24 protein-coding genes are annotated in these 22,360 nt (G+C 43.6%); 12 read left to right on the top strand and 12 right to left on the bottom strand.

From position 1 onward, the window contains the following. The first annotated feature begins 228 nt into the window (after positions 1-228). On the top strand, positions 229-2,022 hold the full coding sequence (locus F6K53_RS16730) for a sodium:solute symporter (RefSeq protein ID WP_293039895.1): 1,794 nt from the start codon (positions 229-231) through the stop codon (positions 2,020-2,022). 205 nt (positions 2,023-2,227) lie between these two features. Here F6K53_RS16730 and F6K53_RS16725 read toward each other — a convergent pair whose 3' ends face one another. From F6K53_RS16725 to F6K53_RS16695, 7 genes are all read right to left on the bottom strand, one after another. Next, positions 2,228-2,965, bottom strand: a complete 738-nt coding sequence (locus F6K53_RS16725) for a hypothetical protein (RefSeq protein ID WP_293071959.1) — start codon at positions 2,963-2,965, stop codon at positions 2,228-2,230. A 31-nt stretch (positions 2,966-2,996) separates the two neighbouring features. Next, on the bottom strand, positions 2,997-4,238 hold the full coding sequence (locus F6K53_RS16720; RefSeq protein WP_293024774.1) for an RNA-guided endonuclease TnpB family protein: 1,242 nt from the start codon (positions 4,236-4,238) through the stop codon (positions 2,997-2,999). Positions 4,239-4,308: 70 nt separating this feature from the next. Continuing rightward, positions 4,309-5,667: a zinc metalloprotease HtpX gene (locus F6K53_RS16715; protein WP_293071960.1), complete on the bottom strand. Its 1,359-nt coding sequence runs from the start codon at positions 5,665-5,667 to the stop codon at positions 4,309-4,311. Positions 5,668-6,033: 366 nt separating this feature from the next. Then, positions 6,034-6,396, bottom strand: coding sequence for a cupin domain-containing protein (locus F6K53_RS16710; RefSeq protein WP_293030467.1), 363 nt, complete (start codon positions 6,394-6,396; stop codon positions 6,034-6,036). An 11-nt stretch (positions 6,397-6,407) separates the two neighbouring features. Beyond that, the gene (locus F6K53_RS16705; RefSeq protein ID WP_293030464.1) at positions 6,408-7,391 is read right to left on the bottom strand and encodes an endonuclease/exonuclease/phosphatase family protein; all 984 of its coding nucleotides are present in this window, start codon (positions 7,389-7,391) and stop codon (positions 6,408-6,410) included. A gap of 309 nt (positions 7,392-7,700) precedes the next feature. Continuing rightward, positions 7,701-9,212 (bottom strand): GUN4 domain-containing protein, encoded by a 1,512-nt coding sequence (locus F6K53_RS16700; RefSeq protein ID WP_293070388.1) that lies wholly within the window; start codon positions 9,210-9,212, stop codon positions 7,701-7,703. Between the two features lie 277 nt (positions 9,213-9,489). After that, the gene (locus F6K53_RS16695; RefSeq protein ID WP_293070386.1) at positions 9,490-10,383 is read right to left on the bottom strand and encodes a phosphodiester glycosidase family protein; all 894 of its coding nucleotides are present in this window, start codon (positions 10,381-10,383) and stop codon (positions 9,490-9,492) included. Between the two features lie 51 nt (positions 10,384-10,434). On the opposite strand from F6K53_RS16695, the gene F6K53_RS16690 reads away from it, so the two are divergent. The 4 genes from F6K53_RS16690 (at position 10,435) to dcm (ending at position 12,772) form a co-directional block, all read left to right on the top strand. Further along, entirely contained in the window at positions 10,435-10,923 is a 489-nt protein-coding gene (locus F6K53_RS16690; RefSeq protein ID WP_293024311.1) for a hypothetical protein, read from the top strand. Between the two features lie 202 nt (positions 10,924-11,125). After that, the gene (locus F6K53_RS16685; RefSeq protein ID WP_293024309.1) at positions 11,126-11,365 is read left to right on the top strand and encodes an efflux RND transporter permease subunit; all 240 of its coding nucleotides are present in this window, start codon (positions 11,126-11,128) and stop codon (positions 11,363-11,365) included. A gap of 26 nt (positions 11,366-11,391) precedes the next feature. Then, positions 11,392-11,541, top strand: coding sequence for a hypothetical protein (locus F6K53_RS16680; protein WP_293070383.1), 150 nt, complete (start codon positions 11,392-11,394; stop codon positions 11,539-11,541). 37 nt (positions 11,542-11,578) lie between these two features. Further along, entirely contained in the window at positions 11,579-12,772 is a 1,194-nt protein-coding gene (dcm, locus tag F6K53_RS16675; protein WP_293070381.1) for a DNA (cytosine-5-)-methyltransferase, read from the top strand. Here the strand turns inward: dcm and F6K53_RS16670 are convergent. The 3 genes from F6K53_RS16670 to F6K53_RS16660 all read right to left on the bottom strand — a co-directional run bounded on the left by F6K53_RS16670 (position 12,732) and on the right by F6K53_RS16660 (position 14,808). Continuing rightward, positions 12,732-13,259: a hypothetical protein gene (locus F6K53_RS16670; protein WP_293024307.1), complete on the bottom strand. Its 528-nt coding sequence runs from the start codon at positions 13,257-13,259 to the stop codon at positions 12,732-12,734. The genes dcm and F6K53_RS16670 overlap by 41 nt on opposite strands. 83 nt (positions 13,260-13,342) lie before the next feature. Beyond that, positions 13,343-13,825, bottom strand: coding sequence for a VOC family protein (locus tag F6K53_RS16665; protein ID WP_293039864.1), 483 nt, complete (start codon positions 13,823-13,825; stop codon positions 13,343-13,345). Between the two features lie 164 nt (positions 13,826-13,989). Further along, entirely contained in the window at positions 13,990-14,808 is an 819-nt protein-coding gene (locus F6K53_RS16660) for a uroporphyrinogen-III synthase (protein ID WP_293024304.1), read from the bottom strand. 416 nt (positions 14,809-15,224) lie between these two features. On the opposite strand from F6K53_RS16660, the gene F6K53_RS16655 reads away from it, so the two are divergent. The 3 genes from F6K53_RS16655 to F6K53_RS16645 are packed head-to-tail and all read left to right on the top strand — an operon-like array spanning position 15,225 to position 17,269. After that, positions 15,225-16,805 (top strand): glycosyltransferase family 39 protein, encoded by a 1,581-nt coding sequence (locus tag F6K53_RS16655; RefSeq protein ID WP_293070378.1) that lies wholly within the window; start codon positions 15,225-15,227, stop codon positions 16,803-16,805. A gap of 11 nt (positions 16,806-16,816) precedes the next feature. After that, a complete protein-coding gene (locus F6K53_RS16650; protein ID WP_293070376.1) occupies positions 16,817-16,954 on the top strand; it encodes a hypothetical protein in 138 nt (45 codons plus the stop codon). 51 nt (positions 16,955-17,005) lie between these two features. After that, entirely contained in the window at positions 17,006-17,269 is a 264-nt protein-coding gene (locus tag F6K53_RS16645; protein WP_293070374.1) for a hypothetical protein, read from the top strand. A gap of 60 nt (positions 17,270-17,329) precedes the next feature. On the opposite strand, the gene F6K53_RS16640 is transcribed toward F6K53_RS16645, so the two are convergent. Continuing rightward, on the bottom strand, positions 17,330-17,557 hold the full coding sequence (locus F6K53_RS16640; RefSeq protein ID WP_287256427.1) for a hypothetical protein: 228 nt from the start codon (positions 17,555-17,557) through the stop codon (positions 17,330-17,332). Between the two features lie 512 nt (positions 17,558-18,069). On the opposite strand from F6K53_RS16640, the gene F6K53_RS16635 reads away from it, so the two are divergent. Together F6K53_RS16635 and F6K53_RS16630 are read left to right on the top strand one after the other, a co-directional pair. Further along, positions 18,070-18,243 carry a hypothetical protein gene (locus F6K53_RS16635; protein ID WP_293070372.1) on the top strand — a complete coding sequence of 58 codons (174 nt, stop codon included), beginning with the start codon at positions 18,070-18,072 and terminating at the stop codon, positions 18,241-18,243. Then, positions 18,240-19,514, top strand: a complete 1,275-nt coding sequence (locus F6K53_RS16630; protein WP_293070370.1) for an alkaline phosphatase family protein — start codon at positions 18,240-18,242, stop codon at positions 19,512-19,514. The genes F6K53_RS16635 and F6K53_RS16630 overlap by 4 nt, the downstream gene beginning before the upstream one ends. Here F6K53_RS16630 and F6K53_RS16625 read toward each other — a convergent pair. Further along, positions 19,497-19,682, bottom strand: a complete 186-nt coding sequence (locus tag F6K53_RS16625) for a hypothetical protein (protein ID WP_293070368.1) — start codon at positions 19,680-19,682, stop codon at positions 19,497-19,499. The two genes, F6K53_RS16630 and F6K53_RS16625, sit on opposite strands and share 18 nt — an antisense overlap. 340 nt (positions 19,683-20,022) lie before the next feature. Here F6K53_RS16625 and F6K53_RS16620 point away from each other — a divergent pair, with 340 nt between their 5' ends. Further along, complete coding sequence (locus F6K53_RS16620) at positions 20,023-21,291, top strand: tetratricopeptide repeat protein (protein ID WP_293070366.1); 1,269 nt, start codon at positions 20,023-20,025, stop codon at positions 21,289-21,291. Further along, positions 21,264-22,355: a tetratricopeptide repeat protein gene (locus F6K53_RS16615; RefSeq protein WP_293024286.1), complete on the top strand. Its 1,092-nt coding sequence runs from the start codon at positions 21,264-21,266 to the stop codon at positions 22,353-22,355. Before F6K53_RS16620 ends, F6K53_RS16615 begins: the two co-directional genes overlap by 28 nt. Positions 22,356-22,360 lie beyond the last annotated feature (5 nt).

Here is a 22,360-nt window from a genome sequence, read left to right as displayed (position 1 = left end):
TCGTTTATAGTCTTAGTTTTTTGGTCAAAAGTCCGTTGTCATTTGTTATTGGTATTGAGAGTCCATAGCCTCAACACCTGCAGAAGACTCTTGTGTTATACAATACCAATGCGCTTCGGACTTGATATCATGCAAAACTTTCTTGTCGCCATTGATTTTTCCGAGATCAAGCCAGTAGTGATTGCCCAAGCCGAAATACTTAATCCTTAATCCTTCATAATAAAATTAATGCATCCAGTTGATTACATCATTGTTACTATTTACCTGATTTGTATAGTTGTTTTTGGGGTTATTCTTCAACGGAAAGCATCTGAGGGTATAGAATCCTACTTTTTGGGAAATCGCAATCTGCCCTGGTGGGTTTTGGGGGCTTCTGGAATGGCCTCCAATACTGATTTGGCTGGGACGATGGTGATCAGCGCCTTAATTTATGCTCTGGGAACGAAGGGATTTTTCATCGAAATCCGGGGTGGCGTTGTCTTAATTATGGCTATTTTTATGATATTCATGGGCAAGTGGAACCGACGGGCAAAGGTGATGACTTTGGCGGAATGGATGCACTTGCGCTTCGGCTCAGGACGGGAAGGCAATACGGCTCGGATCATAAGTGCTGTTGCTAATATTATCTTTGCTATTGGCTCAATGAGTTACTTTTCGGTTGGGGGGGGCAAATTCTTGGGGGAATTTCTGGGTATTGATGACCGCTATGCTTCGATATTTTTGATTTTGCTCGCCCTGGTATACACGGCTGTTAGCGGTTTTTACGGCGTGGTATGGACGGATGTATTTCAAGGTATTTTGATTTTTATTGCGATTATCTATATTTGTGCGATCGCATTCTCTACGGCAACTATCCCGGATACCTTCTCGGTCTCGATTCCTGGGGCTGAGCAATTGCAAACTTGGAATTTCACAGAGTGGAGCAGCATCTCGCCCCCAATCACAGTTGATCTACCGGGAGACTATGCCATATTCAACTTGTTCGGTGGCGTGATTTTATTCTATCTGTTCAAAGAAATTATGGTAGGGTTTGGCGGCGGGGGTGGCTATATGATCCAACGCTATTTTGCCGCAAAAAGCGATCGCGAAGCCGGGTTACTGTCCCTATTTTGGATAATCTTGCTTTCTTTCCGTTGGCCCTTGGTTACAGCCTTTGCAGTATTGGGTATCCATTACGGAACCACTAAGGCGGTAATTGCTGACCCTGAACTTATCTTACCAACGGTGATCGCAGAATATGTGCCAGTGGGGATAAAAGGGTTGCTGATAGCTTGTTTTATTGCAGCAGCTATGTCTACCTTTGACTCAATCATCAATGCTAGTGCTGCTTACTGGGTTAAGGATATTTATCAAGCTTATATCAATCCCCAAGCCTCTAGCCAACAACTAATTATTCAAAGCCGCTGGGCATCAATTGTAATTGTAGTGGTGGGATTGCTATTTAGTTTCAATATCACCAATATCAATGACATTTGGGGATGGCTAACCCTGGGACTAGGTGCTGGACTGTCTATTCCTCTGGTGTTGAGATGGTACTGGTGGCGCTTTAATGGCTATGGATTTGCCCTTGGGACAGTGGCGGGGATGGTAGCGGCTATTTTAACCAAGGCAATAGTAATACCCAATTTAAATTACGCTCAATTTCAGGAATATGCGCTGTTTCTCATTCCCAGCGTTTGCTCATTACTAGGATGTATCCTAGGGACATTTTTAACTGAGCCAACTGACCGGGAGGTGATGGATAATTTCTATCGAGTCACTCGACCGTTTGGATTTTGGGGAGTAATCCGTCAAAACCTCCCAGCTAATAGTCAGGCAAAAATCAGGAACGAAAATCGGCGGGATATTCTATCTACATTGATCGGAATTCCTTGGCAGATAGTGTTGTTTTTAATGGGAATCATGTTAATGATGAAACGTTGGGATAATTTTGGTATCCTGTTGTTTTTATTTATTATCCTATCTATTTGTTTGTACTTTAATTGGTTTAGACACCTGTCAAAAGAGGTGAGACTAGATTAAGTTTTAAAGTATAGCAAAGGGAATAGGGAATCGGGAATCGGGAATCGGGAATCGGGAATCGGGAATCGGGAATCGGGAATCGGGAACAGGGAAAAGTAGGAAAGACCGCGCTGCATCACTACTCCCTACTCCCTACTCCCTACTCCCTACTCCCTATTCCCTCAAACCCCCCGATTACCGATTACCGAAACAACTGGACAGGATATCAGAGGACAAAGAAAAGTCCAAATCCCAAAATAATTGCTCCAACTGCAACAGTCAATGACCAGAAACGATGGTAACTGTTGACAGTGGCGCTATTGCTTTCCAAGTGGATCAAGTCTAGCCAAGGGGCAATTCCTCTGCGGAACCAGCCAACTACATTGACTTGGGAGCCAATTAAGTTCTGCACCTTACTGCTACCAAAGAGGAAGTTACCGATTGGACCAAAGCGAGAAGCATAGCGGGTATAAATCATCCCACTGCGGTCTTGAAGCTTGAGATCGGAACCAAATTTATAGCCAGCATCGCCGCGACCAATTAACTCACCTTGGAGTTTCACGGGACGACCACGCAAAGGACTGGCGTACGGGTCACACATTAAGGTGAAGATATCCGATCGAGACGATTGCTTGAAATCTGGGTACATCACCAGGGTCTTAATCAAGGTTCCCACAGCAAAGCCAAAAAGCATAAAGCTGGGCAATACTGTTACCTGAGCAGTCCAACTCAAGACGATAGAAGCAATCATTAAACCAGTAATACTACCAATGAATTGAGCATTGAACAATACGATATCCACGGCAAAATTACCATAGAGCTTTTTCTTACTGAGCTGATTGCCTTCTCGGACGACAGTAGCCATATCAAATTCAGTCTCTAAGTCCATTTGCTCAGCATAAGTAGGTGAACTACCCCGACCTACTACGTTGTTCGCGTTCGCGCAGCGGAGGCCGTAGGCCACGCTTCGCGAACGGCTTTGCCGAAAGCGTGGCCTACGGCCAGGTCGGGGCTTCCAGTTTCACGGAAGAATGCCTTAACTTGGACGGGCGTCCACGTCTTGGTCTTGCTTCTTCTCCACTGGCGTTGACCTCCTCCGTCCCAGAGGAGGCTAGCATTCTGATGCCTTCTGCCCTAATATTCTTTGCCGCATTACCATCTCTATCGTGATGAGTTCCACAATTTGGACAAGTCCAAGTCCTGATATCCAGTGGCAACTTTTTGATTCGGTAATGACAATTAGAGCAGGTTTTGGAACTAGGGAACCATCGACTTATTTCGACCAACACTTTCCCCTCTTTCTCGCACTTATAAGAAAGAAAATTCACAAAAGTTCCCCAACCTAGATCAGATATTGCTTTAGCTAATTTATGGTTACGTTCGCGAAGCGTGCGCGTAGCGCACAGCATGCCCTTGACATTTAGGTTTTCGACTACCACTACTTGGTTGTTGTCAACTATCTTCCTAGATAGCTTATGGAGGTAGTCTTGGCGGACATTTCCAATCTGTTCGTATACCTTAGCTACAATCTTTTTGGCTTTTTTGCGCCCATTACTGCCTTTTTTCTTTCGGGCAGCAATACGTTGCTTTTTGGCCAGTTTATTTTCGTACTTAGCTAAGTGCCTTGGATTCCTAAACTTGGAAATCTTTTCGCCATCGTAGGTAATAGCAAAATCCTTAATGCCCAAATCAATTCCGATAAACTTTCCCTTTGTGGAAGGCTGTAAATAATCCGAATCATATTCCATCAACACAGAAGCATAGTACTTCCCAGAGGGGGTTTTACTGACGGTTACAGTTTTGATTTCTCCATCTAGTGGTCGGTGAATTATTGCCTTGACAAATCCTAATTTACCAGGAAATTTAAGGCAGTCATCAACTTGTTTTACGTTCTGGGGATACTGAATCGATTGGCGCTGATGATATGATTTGAACCTAGGATATTCAGCCCTAGCCTCAAAGAAATTTTGATAGGCACGACTAAGATTGAGGCTCACAGATTGTAAAACCTGAGAATAACATTCTTTTAGCCATTCAGTCTCTTTTTGTTTTTTGAGTTTTGGTAGCATAGAGTTGAGTGCAGATTGTTTTAGCCCTTTGCCAGTTTCTTTATAGGTTTCTATACACTGATTTAGCGCATAATTCCACCACCAACGAGCACACCCAAAATGTTGGGCAAGGATTTGAACCTGTTCTTGGGTGGGATAGATTCTGACTTTGACGGCTCTATGTTTCATTACACTCAACCTCTTTATCGACCTTAATTACTATTATATATATTTTCTATTAAGGAGTCAAGGTATAAAGTCAAATCCCTGGCTCGCTATCCATCCCCAACCTACAACGCACGAGGTTGGGGAATTTCGCGAGTTTTGTTAAAGCGCGGACTCGTTTACCGGTTAGGGGATGAGTAGAATTCAACTCCATCCACCAACCCCAGGGGTTAAAGATATCCCATAGAAAAACTCGTCCAACTTTCTGGGAGTCTGAGGCGATACGATAGGCGGTACCAGTGGAAGCAGCAGCTTTGTGGTCGCAAATACCGAGGGCGCGGGTTCCTTCAATCAATTTACTGGGTTCTTTTGCTCGTTCCCCTTCTTCCACGATACCGTAGGCAATCTTCACCAAAGCTCGTGATAGAGCATTTGGGTTACCGGTAGTTTCAGCAGCAAAGTGATCAGCATAGTACTCTCGGGTTCGGGATAGGTACAGCACCAGGTAAGTGCCGATGATGTAAAACACATAAGCTACCATTGCTGCTGTTTGAGCAGCATCTTTGCCTTTACTGTTACCACCGCCGCGACTGATCCGTCTAGCGAAAGAATAGATCAGGTAGGTGATTTGTACCAAAGTCGCCGCTAAGGTCATTACGGCAAAGTCCCAGTGGACAATATGCCCTAATTCATGGGCATAAACTGTGGCGATTTCATCATCATCAAGGTAAGTAAATAAACCCTGACTAACGACTAAACGAGCGCTGTTTGGTAAAGAACCATAGGTAAACGCGGTGGGATTTTGGTCGTCAATGATACCCAATCGAGGTTGTTTGATATTTTTTTCTTGACAGACCCGCTCAATCACCTCTGCGCTTTCAGGACTATAGCGCTGGATATCTGCTAGGGTTACCCAACGGGTTTGGTAAAGCCACCGTTGGGTTAAGTCCATGATCCAGGGAGAGATGAAAAAGGCAGCAACATTAAAAATTAGGGTGATGGCAACTGAGATGATTAACCCAGTAACAGGATTGTTACTATTTAGGATTAGCAGCAAACTCAGAGATAAGACTAATACCATCCCAAATAGTAAAGAGATGGTAACACCAGAGGCAAGGGCAAGATTACCGGCAATGCCTTTCATGGCTAACCTGATTCCAGTTTGCGCCACTCTTCCGGCTTTGTGACGGGATTTTGACATGGCTTTAGCTATTGTTTTTGTTAGGGTTGTTTTTGTTGACTTTGAGGTGAGGGTGGTCAGACATTTTTTTGCCCAATTGCTGACCTGGGAATTTGGGTGATTTTCTAACTTCCGACAGAGGGCGATCGCTTTTTTGTTCTCACCATTGCCGCTATAGGCTTTCACCAGAGCTGCTTGGGCTTGACTATACTCTTGAGAATGGTGATCGCGAGAATGTTGGCAATAGTGGCAATAGTCTTCTAGCCATTGCACCGCCTCTGCATAACGTTTTTGTTTGAGAGCATTTAATCCATTTTATAGTGACATCGGCGTCTTCTCATCATCTCCTAGTTCAGTCTGGCCCTACACTTCTATGAACTGTTATATGAACTGTCATTGAAGGTAGTCTGGTCTTGGTTGGGCTTATATAAACTATTCCCATCTAAGGACAGAGTTTCCTGATTTAGACGGATTTCGGAAATATAAATTTACTAGAGTTAAGGGAAAATGAGACGACAATAAATAGCGATCGCATTTCCCCATCACAGCAGTAACCTATACTAAGTAATCAGGAGTAGCTAATCAAGTTATGAAATGTTTTACATAACTTAATATTTTAGGGGCATACTTGAAGGGCGATTACTCTATAGCTTTTGTGATCTGCTGCTGTTGCAAATTGCCATGAACGGCTAGCCAAATGCAGGGTGGCTCAGCACTGGTATATTCCACTCGATGCTTTTGATGAGCTTTAATAAATAGATAATCCCCTGGTTTGAGCTTGACACTGGAACCGTCAACGTAGCTAAGGGTTGCTTGCCCTTGTAACAGGATTACCCATTCATCTTGGTCTTGGTCATACCACTCTCCGGTTGGTGTGGTTTGTCCAGTGGAGATGATGCGCTCGATTAATAGGTTATCGGTAGATATCAACGGTTCAAACAGTTCTTCGGTAGGAAGTTCAGGAGGTAAGTTGAAAATGTTAGCTATCTCTTCAGTGTTCATAGATCACCTTATTAATCAAGTTCAATGGAGACAACGACCTGTCCGTGATCAGATTGCCAACTCTCAATTTTCTCGTCACTCAAGGTTTCGTCGATTAGATGATCATTGAAAAGGGAGACATACCCAACTCTGCCAATGCGTTTGGGATTTTGAACCACGAATTCCTGACTGACCAGGATGTGATCTAGGCTCTCGTGGTGGCCATTATGGATGTGGGTGTAGTAGAAGTCACCATAGTTTTGTCGAGCTTGAATGTCTTTGACGTAATACAACAACACATCCCAGATCATCTGCTTTTTCTGAAACCAGAGTTTTCTCAAAGGGGGCTCTCCAGAAACAATTTGAGAAGTTATAGCCACACCACTATCATTGACATCACCCATCACTATTACCGGATGATCCCTGTGCTGTAGCTTATCCATCAAAATTACCCGCAAAGCTGTTGCTTCAGCTGCTCGGAGGATTAGAGATCTCGCTTGTCCTTTGGCTTGTTCAATCGGGTCGTTGCGGTCTACTCCATCTGGGATGATCGGACGCTTGGACTTGAGGTGAATTACAAAAACTGTACAATCAATTGTGTCACTCAGCTTGAGATGTGCTTCTAACACTGGTCGAGAAAAACGCTTGAGTGGGATGTCTGTTCCCTGGATATCCAGGCATGCCGTAGTGGGAAAATCTTTGATGACGTTGTATTCAAGCACTGGAAACCTGGAGGTCAGGGCAACAACTGGACTTTTACCGGTAGGCTTTGCGAACACAGTGGTGGCATTGTCATAAACTTGGCTCTGAGCCAGTGCTTGTTGGAGAGCTTCTTGATGAAATACTTCTTGAAAGCCAACAATGTCAGCTTTCATCTTCCTCAGTTGTTCACCAATCCAGGTGGTCTTAAGAGCGTACTCTGTTTGGGTATATATCTTTTTCCTATAGTATAGGACATCTGGTAGTACTAAGTTGCATAGGTTAAAGGTTCCAACTTTGAAACGGTTTCGATGCATGATTCTTATTTGTGCTTAGAACTATTTCTCTAGCTTGGCATTTCTCCATCTAAAGATGCGGGGATTCTCTGTTCTTGGAGTTGCTCTAACCTCGCAGGCTTAGGCCATTTGTAACAACTTCAACCAAGGGCTTAGATCATGTCAGGATAATTACCCTTAATCAAAATTTCCCCCATCTCCCGATCTCCCGATCTCCCCATCTCCCGATCTCCCGATCTCCCCATCTCCCCATCTCCCCATCTCCCCATCTCCCCACACCTCCGTTCTTTGTTACAAATATGAGATGCACCCGTTGGACAAGCTTAAATCCTATAACCAACACTCCTCAAGGTGAGAGAATAAATTAACCCTCATCCTCCAAATCGATAATACTCCCAAATTCATGCCATCACGACCAACTAGAGTTGGCAGGTGACCCACTGGAGCCCAGATTACGGAAAATGTCAGGTCTTCATAATTTTTCCATCGTCTTCTGAGGTGCAATCCTTTGCGCTGTCGCCATCCCACACGATGACCAAATTGTTGATAAAGCTTAGTTTGATACGCTAATAGGTTAGGGAAATAATTACTGCGGGAAATACTGTTTGGGTTGTAATAAGAACTTAAAACATAAACGCTTCGGTTGAATTCCAGTTTATCAACGTTATTATCGTCACTATCAAGTTTTCCCCCAAGCTTCTCCCAAATTTCTTTTTGCAAACTGAAGCCGAATTGCCCACTGCTATACTTTAGCCAAAGCCCCTCAATGGTGTGTAGATCGGTACAGGGAAAATTCTTGATTGACTCAGGGTCGATATTGTTGTCTTCTTCTCGATCAACTGCTTTGACCATCAGAGCAAAAGTTTCCTGATCGGCTTCTTTCCATTTACCGGCTCTTAGTAAATCTCGCAAGTTAGAGTAGTCTATGCCTTGATCAGAAATGAGTTGGTCAGGTTGGTGTAGGTCAACAGTTATCCCCAACTCCTTGTGTTTTTTAGTTAAGGTATATTGAACAATTTCAGGAATTTTACCATACCGTTCATAGTTTTCCACAATTTTGCGATACTTGGCTTCGATTTTGCGATACTCACTATCGGGATCATCGTTGGGGTCTTGATTCATTAAAATAGTCAGTAAAATATCCAACCCTTTATTATCGAGAAACAGGGCTGGCTCGATCTCGGGCTTAATAGTCTGGACTTTTTCGGTGGCATAGTTATGTAATTCACGAACATAGATTAAGCCAGCCCTATCTCGGTCTGCTGCACCAGTTTCAATTCCTTCCACTAAGTACTGGGTGTAAAGGGAAGAATGAGCTGGTTTCTGTTCAAAAGAGGTTTGTGTAGTTGTGGAGGAGGTGAGAACTGCTCGCCCTGGAGCACTGAGTTCTTCCTTGAGATTGACACTCACAGGTTCTGTCAGCCAACCGTCAACTGAAGCACTATAGTAATCACACTCAAGAATTACTATTTGTTGCTGAGCATCACTACGACTCAATTGCTGGTGTAAAAAAGAAGCAGGCAATGTAGTACCTTCAAGGTTGTCTTTAGTCGTGATGCTAGTTGTTAAATACAGTTTACCATCCTGATTAATAATTCCTTTGCCAGAGAAAAAAACTAGGGCTAAGTCATTGACACCACATTGGTCAACTAGCTTCTGAATTGCCTGTTTTAGGGTTTCCAGATTGGGATTGATCAGCAACTCTACCCGATTAAAATCCCCTAGGGTTTTCTCTTGCAAAACTCGCTGCATTGCTTCTACATCATTGGAGGCAGCTTGATGGGTAGTTAAACCTTCTGCATACTGATCAACCCCGATCAGCAGTGCTACTTTCTTAGCCATTTACTTTTTCACTAATGCCATCTCTTATCTTCTTATAGCATTTCTAAAATAGGTGAGGTACACAAGTTTTTGATTTTAGGGAACAGCGGATCTCGGAATCGGGAATCGGGAATCGGGAATCGGGAATCGGGAATCGGGAAAAAATCTTGTGTACCTCATCAAGAGGAGAACTGCTATATAATAATTAAGGACTGATTAGATTGTCAGAGGGTTCCTACTCCCTACTCCCTACTCCCTACTCCCTACTCCCTACTCCCTACTCCCTACTCCCGACTAGTCACGGGTCTTGGTTAACCATTAGAATCGATTTAATTTTTCTTTTGATTCGATTTCCGTTTTTGTCCACTCTCCCATAAACGGTTTTGCCGTTATAATAAAGAGCGGAGGAGCTTCCTCCATCTAGATTCATGGCTTTTTCAACCCCGGCAATTTTCAGGAAGGTAGCCAACGCTCTGAAGGACATACCGGAATTTCTGGGAGCTTCTGCTTTTTGAGCCACCATTACTAACAAAATGCTGCCATCAGGAGTAATACCGACTGCACTTCTAGCATTGAGTCGGCTGCTCCCTAGGGCATCTCGTATGACTTTCCCATTTTCTACAGCTACAAAACCTTCGGTGACTGATGTAATTTGTGGAACCAGCAACGGACCACTGCCTAGGGCATCTAATAATTGACAACCGGGGGGGGTCGGTTCACTGTGTAGAGTAATATCGTAGCGGACTGTTGACCCACAACGGTATCGCCGAAATTCTGATCGATTGAGAATTTTATCCATGTAGGGCTGTAAGCTGGGATTTTGGATCAGCCCCTGGTTGTCACGGGGATCTGCTACTAGTTGCCCTTGCTTGATTACAATCGAGGTGGTCTTCTGATTTTTTGGGTCAAAAAAACCGCCGTTGATGGCAGCTACAGCTTGGTGCTTTTGGGCTAAATCTTCTAAGGTGATTAACTGTTCCGATATGGCGGGAGTAACGGAAAATCCACTATCAGCTGGAATTAATAAGGTATGAACCACACTAAAGTCTAGAGGATGGGATTGGTATTTGATCTGTTTCTGGGGTGGCGAAACATCTGAAGAAAGGGCATCGGGTGGCTGGTGATCCTGGATAGATAACCACGCAACCGCTAAACCTATGGCAATCAAGCTCAGCCCAAGGATTTTTCTCACGTTCTTTTAAAACCAAGTAACTATAGCAAAGGGAACAGGGAGTAGGCAGCGGTGCGACTCCCCGCTTTTTTAAAGCTAAGCTTGAACCCGGAGCGTAGGGAATATAGCATCAAAAATTATCACAATTCCTACACGGATCCCTATTTCGTTGAGTACATCAAAAAGATTAATGGTAGACCATTGCGGGAGGGAGATTTTGTACGACAGGGTGAATTGCTGGCAAGAGTAGACCAGCGTAAGTTAGCGTCTGATGTAACGGTGGCGGCAGCAGCGGAGGTGGAAGCTACCAAAGGGGTAATCACAGCCATGGCTAGTTTGCAACAGTCTCAGGCATCGGTGCGGGCTGAGCAAGCGAATCAAGCCAGAGCTCTGGCAAGTCTGGCTCAGGCTAAGGCAGATATGAAAAAGGCGATCGCAGCTCGGAATTTGGCGGAAACTGAGATGAAACGGTACCAAAGACTGTGGCAACAGGGGGTTGTTTCTGCAAGCGATCGCGACCGGGCGGTCACCCAATTCCAGGATGCGCAAGCAGCGGTTTAAGCAGCGGAGGCTGGGATTGTATCAGCCCAGAGTCAGATTCGTGCAGCCCAAGCCAGTTTAGAGGCAGCGCGAGGTGAGTTGATTGCGGCTCAGGCTCAGATAGATACCGCTGAATCTGCGGTTAGCTCAGCTAAAGCCCAGCTTAACAAGAGGAATGTTATCCTCAAAGACACGGTGTTAAGAGCACCGTTTGATGGTATAGTTGCTTATCTTAACATCAGGGAGGGCTTGTGACAGGTCATGCGATCGCTTACGACCAATCCTGACAACTAGTGCTACGACGATAATTGGTTTATTGCCCCTGGCGTTTAGTGAAGCTAATTGGTTTCCGTTGTGTATGGCAATTATCTTTGGCTTGATGTCGTCTACGCTAATTGCATTTCTGATTGTCCCTGGTCTGTATTTACAGTTGACTCCTAATCATAAGCCTCAGGATTCGTAATAGGAATTATAGCAGTTTTAAATTAGGTGAGGTACAAATTTTTAGGTTTTAGGGAACAGGGAATAGAGAAGAGAGAACAGGTAAAAAATCCTGTGTACCGCATAGTTTTGAAAAACGCTGTAGTTGCTCCAGCAGAACGAATAACGCTAGACTTTCATAGCTATGAACAGCAATAGCTACGAAGCTTCAAAATAGATTGGTAACGTAATAACTATGGCCTTTTCGGTGAGGAAAAACAAGACTCTACCCAGTGTGGGTGATACCGATACCTCTGATAAACATCTGACCTGTGCAGAGTATTTTGCAGGAATTGGTTTGGTCAGATTGGGGCTAGAGCAAGTAGGCTGGAAAGTTGTCTTCGCTAATGATTGGGCCTATGACAAATTTGAAATGTACTCTGCTTACTTTAAGGATGCAAGCAAGCACTATAGAGTTCAAGATATTTTTTCGGTTTGCCATTCCGATATTCCCAATACTTTGCTGGCGACGGCTTCATTTCCCTGTATTGATTTATCATTAGCAGGCAATTTAAAGGGTATTCATGGTCAATACTCTAGCGCTTTTTGGGGTTTTACTCAAATTCTTGACAGTCAAGGGAATAAGCCTCCCCTTGTGATGCTTGAAAATGTGACGGGTTGGCTTACTTCAAATGGTGGGCAAGACTTCCGAATTACCATTGAGGAGTTGAATCGGTTGGGTTATGCCTGTGATGTTTATGCCATCAATGCAGCCCATTTCGTGCCTCAAAGTAGACCACGAATTTTTGTGATTGGGGTGCATACATCCGATGTGAATCAGAACATGTTGATTTTTGCAAGGCGTTCTTCGTCACTTAAAACTCAAGCACTTGAAAAAGCGATCGCAGCTAATCATGATCTGCGCTGGAATTTCATAGAGGTTCCACCACTGCCTGAAAAGGTGAAAACTGGCTTAAGTGGTGTTGTAGAGAATATATCGGATCATGACGAGCGTTGGTGGCTTGAAGATAAAGTGCAACGCCACTTAACTATGATGTCCCCTGTAAATCTAGACTATCTAAAAGAATTTCAGGATTTATCCTATTACTCTTACTGCACCATGTACAGGCGTGTTCGTGAGGGCAAGCAAAGAGCAGAACTCAGAAAAGATAGCATTGCAGGCTGCCTAAGAACTGCTAGAGGTGGCAGTAGTCGGCAAATGTTGGTCAGAGTTGGAAAGGGAACTATCAGAATGCGTCTGATGACACCTCGTGAATATGCAAGGCTACAAGGTGTTCCTGATGATTACCCCATTCCATCACATATCAATCAAGCTTTGAGTGGATTTGGTGATGCTGTCTGTGTACCTGTGATTACCTGGATTGCTTCCCATATCTTGAATCCTTTGGTTAAGTTGATTCCAGAAAATACCTTAGCACTCCATCGCTGATCTCCAAAAGCTTAACACCTTGATTCTTGACAAACCCATAAGTTACTGAGCGTCGAAACCGCTGTCTCGCTTCGGCTTGATAATTTTGAAGGAGTTCGGGTAACCATTTATCAAATTTGGAAAGCATTTTGGCACGCTCGACTAACCAAACTTCAATATTGGTATATGCTTGACTTCTGGCAATAAAAATATGATCAACAGATTTATCATCAGCTAATTTATCCAGTCCGTGATTCCTGTGATATTGGTACTCAAAGCTGCTTCCAATAACAGCAGATTTAACTTCATAGTTGATCAAATCTGCCCCGTCTCTTCGTCTTGCTCTGTCATTGACCAAGATTGCTGCAAATACCTCCCAATCTTTTGAACCTACGCTTCCTTGTACAGTGAAGCCGTATCTTTGATATATTTCAGCTTTATCTTGACTATATTCCAGGATAAATCTTCTATAAAAAGAATACGCTTCTTGGACTTGCAGAGTCGGCACTTAAATCTTCCTCATCTATGCTAACTGTTGCTTGCTCCAAGCTACTCCCGACTCCCGACTCCCTATTCCCTTTGCTAAACTAATCAACCGGATGTCACATCATACAGCATAATCCGATGACCGTCGTAATCGCAGAATGCTTGTTCAGTGAAATGGAGGTTTGGTGGTCTAGTAAAGTAATTGGGCTCAATGGTGTCAAGTCCCAGTTCACGGATTTTCTGAATGGTTAGGGTCAGGTCTTTTACTCTGACCACCAGTGCTAGACGATAGGGAGTGGTAGGGGTGGGTAATTCAATTCCCTTGACTTCGGTCAGAGCCAGGGCTCTAGGTTCGTCTTCTGTACTGAGTGATGCAAATTTGAGCTGAGCACTTTTGGGAAACTGAAACACTTGGTAGAGGTAAGAGTCTGGGGATGCTTCAGCCAGATAGTCGAGCCTAAATCCTAGAATATCTCGGTAAATGGTGAATGCTCGTTCGAGATCAGCAACGACTAAGCAGGGGCGCTTGATGTGAAGCCCATCTAGATTAGGGGTATTGGGATTGACTGAGGGCTGATTGGTTTCCATTCACCCACTTAATTTTACCTTAGCTAATTATATAGCAAATTGAATAGGGAGTAGGGAGTAGGGAGTAGGGAATAGGGAATAGGGAGTAGGGAGTAGGGAGTAGGGAGTAGGGAGTAGGGATAAGAAAATTGAATGTACCTCATATAGTTAATTATAGCTGAAAGTTACCTATCAAAAAATTTTGCGATCGCATTCGCAAATCCATGAAATGAGCTGTAACTTTCGGATACAATAGAAACAGTTAATCCCAATTTTTCAGTATTAGCAGCGGTATAGGGACCAAAGCAAGCAACGACACAATGGTTATAATCCTGGGGGGAGTTAACCATTGTCAAAAAAGCGGTTACTTCTGCGGTGCTACTAAAAGCGATTACATCTATCTTGCCTTGACTAATCAGATTTAATTCTACATCATAGATAGTTTGATCCAAAATTCGGGTTTGATAGGTCAATACCGGAGTGACTTTCATGCCTAATTCCTGTAAACCCGAAATAAAATTTGGGATGACATTAGGCTCTGGTATCCCGACCACCTCTGGAATAGGAACTAATATAGTTTTCTGATCAATAGTTGGATAGTTAGACAATTCAGTAACAATTCCTGTTGGGCTAGCTTCAGCGGGAACTAAATCAGCTGTTACTCCAAAATCATACAATCTTTCGGCATCTTTTCCAATCGCAGATAGTTGACAATTTTTCAGCACAGATGTAGAAATACCCAAGGATGCCATGCGCTCAAAAAAAGCGTCTATTCCGTTGCGACTAGTGAAAGCAATCCAATCAAATTTATGAATTTGCCTGAGAGCAGCATCTAATTCAGGGGAATTTTCCAACAGACAGGTTTCAATAGTTGGCATCACTATGGGAAGTCCACCCTGATTAATGATTTGTTGAGATAACCGAGACCCATAGTTTCTCGGTGCTGTTACAATGATTCTTTTGCCATAGAGAGGGAGTTGATTGGAAGGAGATAGAGGGTGCATCTTTTTATTGTAAATCTATATCAATACAGGGAACAGGGAACAGGGAACAGGGAACAGTAGTCAAGAGCTCCAAGGATTTTTTAGTATTATGCTAAATTAGCATTAAGTTTAATGATTATTTTATAAATGCTATAGATAACAGTTATAAAATAATTAAAAAAATAATTACAGTTTTTGTGAATACCAAAAATAACTATATAATTAATTTAATCTTGCCTCTTGCCTCTTGCCTTTTCCAAAGAGATTATGTTCACAAATCAAATGGAAATGCTATATAACCGTCCTAGTGCGAAACTAGTACAAACATTAATATAGCGTTTTTCATACTTATGAGGTACATTCAACTTTAGTTACCCCTACTCCCTACTCCCTACTCCCTGTTCCCTGTTCCCTGTTCCCTGTTCCCTTTGCTATAGATGAATAAATTAGCACTTACCTTAAAAAATCCCTTTTTCACGGATATCAAGTGGATCCTAAGCCTTTTCCTGGCTGCCCTTTTCCTTTGGGGTATTTTTCTGGGAAACGTACCCCTACGAGACTGGGATGAAGGCACCAGGGCCCTGATCGCTAGAGAAATCTATCGTACGGGCAACTGGCTCCATCCTACTCTGTGGGGACAACCTTATCTACTTAAACCCCCTTTGATGGATTGGTTGATTGCCTTAAGCTATAAACTAGGGGGTGTCCAAGAATTCACTACTCGTCTGCCTGGTGCTTTTTTGTCAGCTTGTGGAGTACCACTGCTCTATTTAGTAGCACGAGAACTATTCGTTGAACGTGTCAGTGCAATATTTGCCGCTAGCGTCTACTTGACCCTGTTGCCAGTTGTGCGCCACGGACGTTTGGCGATGCTGGATGGCATGATCAATACTTGGTTTTTGCTGTTGCTATTGTGCTTACTTAAAGCTTGTCAGGCTCAGTCTTATTGGGCAATTGGGATCGGAGTTTGTTTAGGACTAATTACTTTCACAAAAGGTCTATTAGTTGTGCCTCTAGGGGCAATTGTCTTGGTCTTTATTCTGGCAAATAAAACGTTATGGTTGTTGAAAAGTCGCTATTTTTGGTTGGGCATAGTCCTAGGTTACGCACCGGTTTTGGTTTGGTATATTGCCCAATGGCAGCATTATGGAGCAACCTTTTGGCATGTTCATTTTATCTCGCAAGGATTCGCTCGCATCTCTCAAAAGGTGGAAGGGAATCAAGGCTCACCATGGTATTATATTTTGGAGTTAATTAAGTATACTTTCCCTTGGCTATTGTTTTGGCTAGGAGGATTCTATCTAGCTTGGCGAAAACCCCTCACCACTTGGGGGAGTTTGATTTTAATTGGGACTATCGGCTATTTGACGATTATTTCTATGATGGGAACCAAGCTGCCCTGGTACATTATGCCTGTGTATCCCTTTTTTGCTATAGCTGTTGCGGCTCAACTCACCCTATTTTGGCAACATTGGAGTCGTTATCCTAAGATTTTAACAATTATTTTAGGATTTATCGGAGTAGCTGGTTTAGGGGGATGTATTTATTTTATATTGGCAGATCCCCAACCGGTTTTAATCATTATGGGTATGGTGGTAAGCCTAACCATGACCCTAGCGGCTTTGAAAATTAAACAGCATAACCGCAATTTTATCCCAATTTTATTGATAGGGATGTACATGGCTTTGGTATTATTAATGAGTTCTCACTCTTGGCTCTGGGAGTTAAATGAAGCATTTCCAGTTAAGCCAGTGGCGGCTTTGATTCAGGAAAATACGGCTCCAGGGGATATTATCTATACGTCTTTTCCCTATCAGCGTCCTAGTTTGGATTTTTATAGCGATCGCAAAGTAATTCCCCAAGATGAAAAGACTTTAAAACAGTTGTGGTCAACTCAATCTTACCTGCTGTTGGACAACTCGACGTTGGCGGCTTTGCAATTACCTAACCAAGTATCTTTAGGAAGTGCTGAAGGGTTTACGTTAGCTAGAGGGGTGGGAGTCGGGAATCGGGAGTAGGGAGTCGGGAGATGGGGAGATGGGGAGATGGGGAGATGGGGAGATGGGGAGATGGGGAGATGGGAGTGTGGGAAGCGATGGCCTTTCGGCCACGCTACGCGAACGCATTAAACAATCTCACCAATCCCAGCATTCTTATACCTAATTGAAATAAGGCATTACTTTCAACCTCATAACCTCCTAACCTTCAACCTTCAACCTTGGCCAAAAGGCCACGCTACGCGAACAACCTTCAACCTCCTAACCTTCAACCTTGGCCAAAAGGCCACGCTACGCGAACAACCTTCAACCTCCTAACCTTCAACCTCCTAACCTTCAACCTTCAACACAATAACCTTCAACCTCCTAACCTTCAACAAAATAACCTTCAACCTGCTAACCCCAAAAAAATAGCCGCAGAAATACTATCCACGGCTAGGAATGTTACCTTATGTCATTCAGTTTTTTCACCTATCCAGACGTGACCCTATGGGATTAGACCCGATGAGTTAGCTGGGGGCAAAGCCCCCCAGGAATTTAACGTTTTACGGGATAATCAAGTACTTGACGGTAATTGTGATGAACTCTCCCGGAATCCCCGTCGGCTGAAGAGGAGTCCAGTCGGAAATTTCCGTGTAACGGAGTACATACAGGGTATGCATCGTATTAAGTATGGCCTTGCGGGACCCCTTTAAAATATGCTGAACAGGGATTTTTTTTGGGGAAGACTCGTCAGGATTATTATCTGAGTTAGGCGGTAATTGTGAAGGCATAAGGTGAACCTCTTGCTTTTTGTTTACATTTATAATAGTAATGATTATATATTAATTTGTCAAGGGTTTTGAAAATTTATTTTTGGGAGGGTAAATTTAAATAAAGCGATCGCATCCCATCAGCAATCTGTTTTTTTATGAGTAGTAAATTTTGGGAATTGGGAGTCGGGATAATAAATTTACTGGATATAATAATTATTTTTACTATGAGGGACAAAAAGAACCCACTAAATTCCTAGTGAAAAGGGGTACTTTGAGAAAGAGATTCCCCTAAATCTCCCTTAATAAGGGGTACTTTGAGAAAGAGATCCCCCTAAATCCCCCTTAATAAGGGGGACTTTGAGGTTGATAAGTGTACCTCATACATCCAATAAACGCTATATCATAAGTATGATCAACCCTAGGAAGCGATCGCGTATCGTTTCTGTCAGAGCATCGCTTTTTATTATGAGTAGCATAGGGGATAGTAAATAGTGAAACTATTAAACTTAAGTTGCATTTTTAGTTGTGCTATGCTAAATTACCAGGAGGCTAAATTATCGATTAACAAATCCTATAGAATAGCGTTTCCATATAGTAATGAACTAAACAGTATTTTCCCCGATTCCCTACACCCTACACCCTACTCCCTACACCCTACACCCTACTCCCTACTCCCTACTCCCTACTCCCTTTGCTATCTATGATTAACTCTCAATCCTTAAAAGCTATTCAAAACGCTAGAATAAATGACCACATTGGTAAGCCCCTTTATGACTCCTATTGTTTCTCCCAGATTCCCCAGATGATCTATCATCTGCTCACCGGTCAAGGAAACATGGGTTTACCTAGGAGTGTATTAGGAGAATTACCGGATCGCTATGATAAGGTTATTCTGATTTTTGTTGATGCTTTCGGGTGGCGTTTTTTTGAGGACTATGTTGAACAATCGGAATTTTTGAAGCGGTTTGTAGTAGAAGGTGTGGCTTCTAAATTGACTACCCAGTTTCCTTCCACAACTGCTGCTCATGTGAGTACTATTCATTCAGGGCTTCCGGTTGGTGAGAGTGGTGTCTTCCATTGGTTTTACTATGAGCCGCTGTTGGATGATATTATTGCTCCCTTGATGTTTTCGTTTGCGGGTGATAAGCAACGGGGAACCTTACACACAACTGGTATTTCTGAGCAAAGCCTTTTCCCTACCCAAACTCTCTATCAAAAATTGCAACAGTATGGTGTGCAATCTTATTGTTTTCAACACTACAATTATGCTTACTCTCCTTTTTCACGAGCGGTGTGTGATGGGGCAACTACTGTTTCCTACAAAACTATTCCTGAAGCATTAGTTAACCTGACTGAAGCAGCGATCGCTGAATCCGATAAGAGCTACTTTTTTCTGTATTTGGATACTATTGATGGGATGGCTCATAAATACGGTCCTGGCTCCCTCCAGTTCCAGGCTGAAGTTAGCACGCTTTTGCTAACCATGGAGCGACTTTTATATCAAACCGTAGCTGGTAAGCTGAAGAATACATTATTACTAATTACGGCTGATCATGGACAAATAGAAGTTTCACCAGAGACTACTATTTATTTGAATCAGCTTAGCCCTTCTATTGAACAGTTTATTAAAAGGAATGCCCAAGGTAAACTGTTGGTGCCAGGGGGGTCATGTCGGGATATGGTGTTGTACATTCAGGACGACCATTTGGATAAAGTCTATGATTTGCTGACGGAGCAGTTGGCAGATCGAGCAACAGTGTACCGCACCACGACATTAATTGAACAAGGGTATTTCGGTATAGGTGAACTCTCCCCATTATTGCTTAATCGGTTAGGTAATTTAGTGATTTTACCCCATAAATATGAAACGGTTTGGTGGTATGAAGAAGACCGTTTTGAACAACACAAGTTGGGCGCTCATGGGGGATTGTCACGGGAAGAGATGGAAACGATTTTGTTAGCTATTGATTTTTGAAGGGTTAAGAGGGTTGAAGGTTGTTCGCGTAGCGTGGCCTTTTGGCCAAGGTTTGGGAAGGTTGAAGGTTGTTCGCGTAGCGTGGCCTTTTGGCCAAGGTTTGGGAAGGTTGAAGGTTGGTTGGTTGTTCGCGTAGCTTGTAGGGTGGGCAAAAACCGTTTGCTTCAAATGAGTATTAATGATTAGATGACTTTGCCCACCCTACTTTAATTGCTATTTTTTTTCCCTACTCCTTTGAAGCTTGTAGGGTGGGCAAAAACCGTTTGCTTCAAATGAGTATTAATGATTAGATGACTTTGCCCACCCTACTTTAATTGCTATTTTTTTCTGATAACTGAACCACTACTCCCTAGGGTCTACTCCTTACGGCATATTCCCTAAGAGATATAGCGTTTTTACTAGTTATGAGTTACGCAAGAGTTTTTTCCTAATTGCTCCAAATAGATAAAAAAAGATCTAAACTACAAAAGAATCTTCTGTACTGTGCTATTGAGTCGTCAAATTATAGATGACTACTTCTGAGCTAGAAACTGCCCTTAATTGCTATCAAGAAGCACTCTCTAACCTAAAAGAGTCTCAATCTCCTCAAGTAAAGGAAGTGCTAGAGATTTTCAATGCCAGGGATGCTGTGCAGGCGGCTTGGAGTCAGTGTAATCACCTATCTGCAACTGATCAACAGCGACTGGTTGAGTTGGACCGTGAGCTTAAGAGCAAAGCAGGGCAGATTACCAAAGTCATGGACTTAGCTGAATACCGAAACAGTTTTCAGCCTCAAGCCGCTGCGTGGTGGTGGCGATTGGAAACAGAAGCACCACCTCATCTCTGGGACCGCTGGGATTGGTTGTGGAGAGGGCTGACGGTGGGCAGTTGGACAGTGAATCTGAGCTTGTTGGTGGATATTGTGCCCCGATTTCTGAGTGCTGGGACCGGAGTTGCGGGAGTGGCAGTGGTGGCGTTTCCGAGTATCTTAACCCTATTGCAAGCCAGAAGCGAACTGACCCAGGCTGGAAAAGAAGGGTTTGAAAAATTACTCAACAGGCTGCGTATTCCCAAGCCTTACCATGAAGAAGCCAAATTCGCTTCCACATTGTTGCTGTTTGGGGTTCTAGTCCTATTATCGTTGAACAAGCCAGCTTTTTCCGATTGGTACAATCGCCAGGGAGTCAAGAAATATAATCAGGGGCATTTGGCTGGTGCTGAAGCTAACTATCTTCAGGCTTTGGCTCTCCATCCAGACAATGCCAAGGCTCACTATAATTTAGGGTCCCTCTACGAAGACCTGCAAGACTTCGATAAAGCTAAGAGTCAATATCAATTCGCTGTTAAGGAGAATTTGATTAAGGCCAAGAACAATTTGGCTCGCTTGTGGATATTGGAAAACAAACCAGAATTGGCTACGCCTCTGCTGTGGAAGAGTTTACAGGAGACGGAAAATCAGCCTTTGAGAGTCAGATACAACTTGATGAAAAATTTCGGTTGGGCATTGTTACAACAACAGGAACTAGACCAAGCGGAGACCATTCTAACGGGAGCGATCGCTTTAGCTAGCACAGCGGAGGGAATGGAACAAATCACAACTCGCGCTTCAGCCCATTGTTTGTTGGCTCAGGTCTATGAACAGCAAACCCGCAATGGCGAAGCGCTTCAAGAATGGCAAAAGTGTTGCCAGCTAGGTTCAATTGTTAATCCTGATCAACCGAAATGGTTAGTTTTAGCTCACAAAGCGTTAAAGGAGGCAGGTAAACGATCATGCAATGGCAAAAATGGAAACTTTTGATTGGCTTAATCCTGGGGCTGAGCTTGGTAGTCAGCTTAGCTAGACCAGCTCGTCCGATCGGAAATGGTTTAAATCTAGTTGTGGCTCTTCGTCCTCAAGGTCAGGTGAAACTTAAGCGTTCCAGTTGGCCGGATTATCAGCCAGCCTTTATTGGTGCATCACTGGGGGCTAAGGATCACCTCTTACTGGCCAGCAATAGTTTTGCCAAAGTACTATGCCAGAACTTAACGGAGTGGCAACCGGAAGCTGGCAGAGACTATATCGTCTCTGAAGGCTGTGCTCCTACCTCAACGCCAAAGCTATTGGAATTCGACGAGGATACACTGCCTGAGAGACGAAACAATAATCCAGACATTCCCTATATTCTCAGACCTCGGGATACCTTCCTGCTCAATCAGCAACCGCTCTTGCGCTGGCATCAGGTTGAGGGCGCGAGCACTTACCAGGTGAGAGTGACTGGTCCAGGGGTGGAGTGGAACCAGCAAACTAGTGCAACGGAGATAGTTTACTCAGGAAAGCAGTCCCTACAACCAGGGGCTCGTTATTGGTTGATTGTCGAGACTGACCAAGGCAAAAGTTCTAAGGACGAGGGAGTGTTCGGCTTTACCATCCTCGATCAGGAAAAAGCCCAGGAGGTATCAGCAGCAGCGGAGGAAATTAAGCAAAAGCAGTTGAGTAAGCCAGCAGAAGCACTAGCTTTGGCTCATTTGTACCGCAGCAATGACTTGAAAACTGAAGCCATTAACCTGCTGGAAACAATTTTGGCTGATGGATCTGAGTCGCTCCGGGTTGATCAACTTCTGGGGGACATTTACAAACAAGTGGGATTAAATCGCCTAGCTAGGGAGCGTTACCGGCAAGCCCTAGAACTAGCCAAGGCAGCAGGAGATTTAGACACTCAAGCTCAAGTGCTTGGGGGACTGGCAGTCACCAGTGCCATCATCGGTCAGAAGAATGAAGCGATCGCGTGGCTAGAGAAAGGGAAAGAGGTTTATCAAACCTTGGGAGATCAGGTCAGGGCAGGTCAACTGGAACAAAAAATGGTTAAGATTTTAGGGGGCTAATCGTT

The sequence above is a fragment of the Moorena sp. SIO4A1 genome (assembly GCF_010672065.1).
Classification (GTDB): Bacteria; Cyanobacteriota; Cyanobacteriia; order Cyanobacteriales; family Coleofasciculaceae; genus Moorena.
Note: the sequence above shows the minus strand (reverse complement) of the source record. Positions and strands in the feature narration are given on the sequence as shown.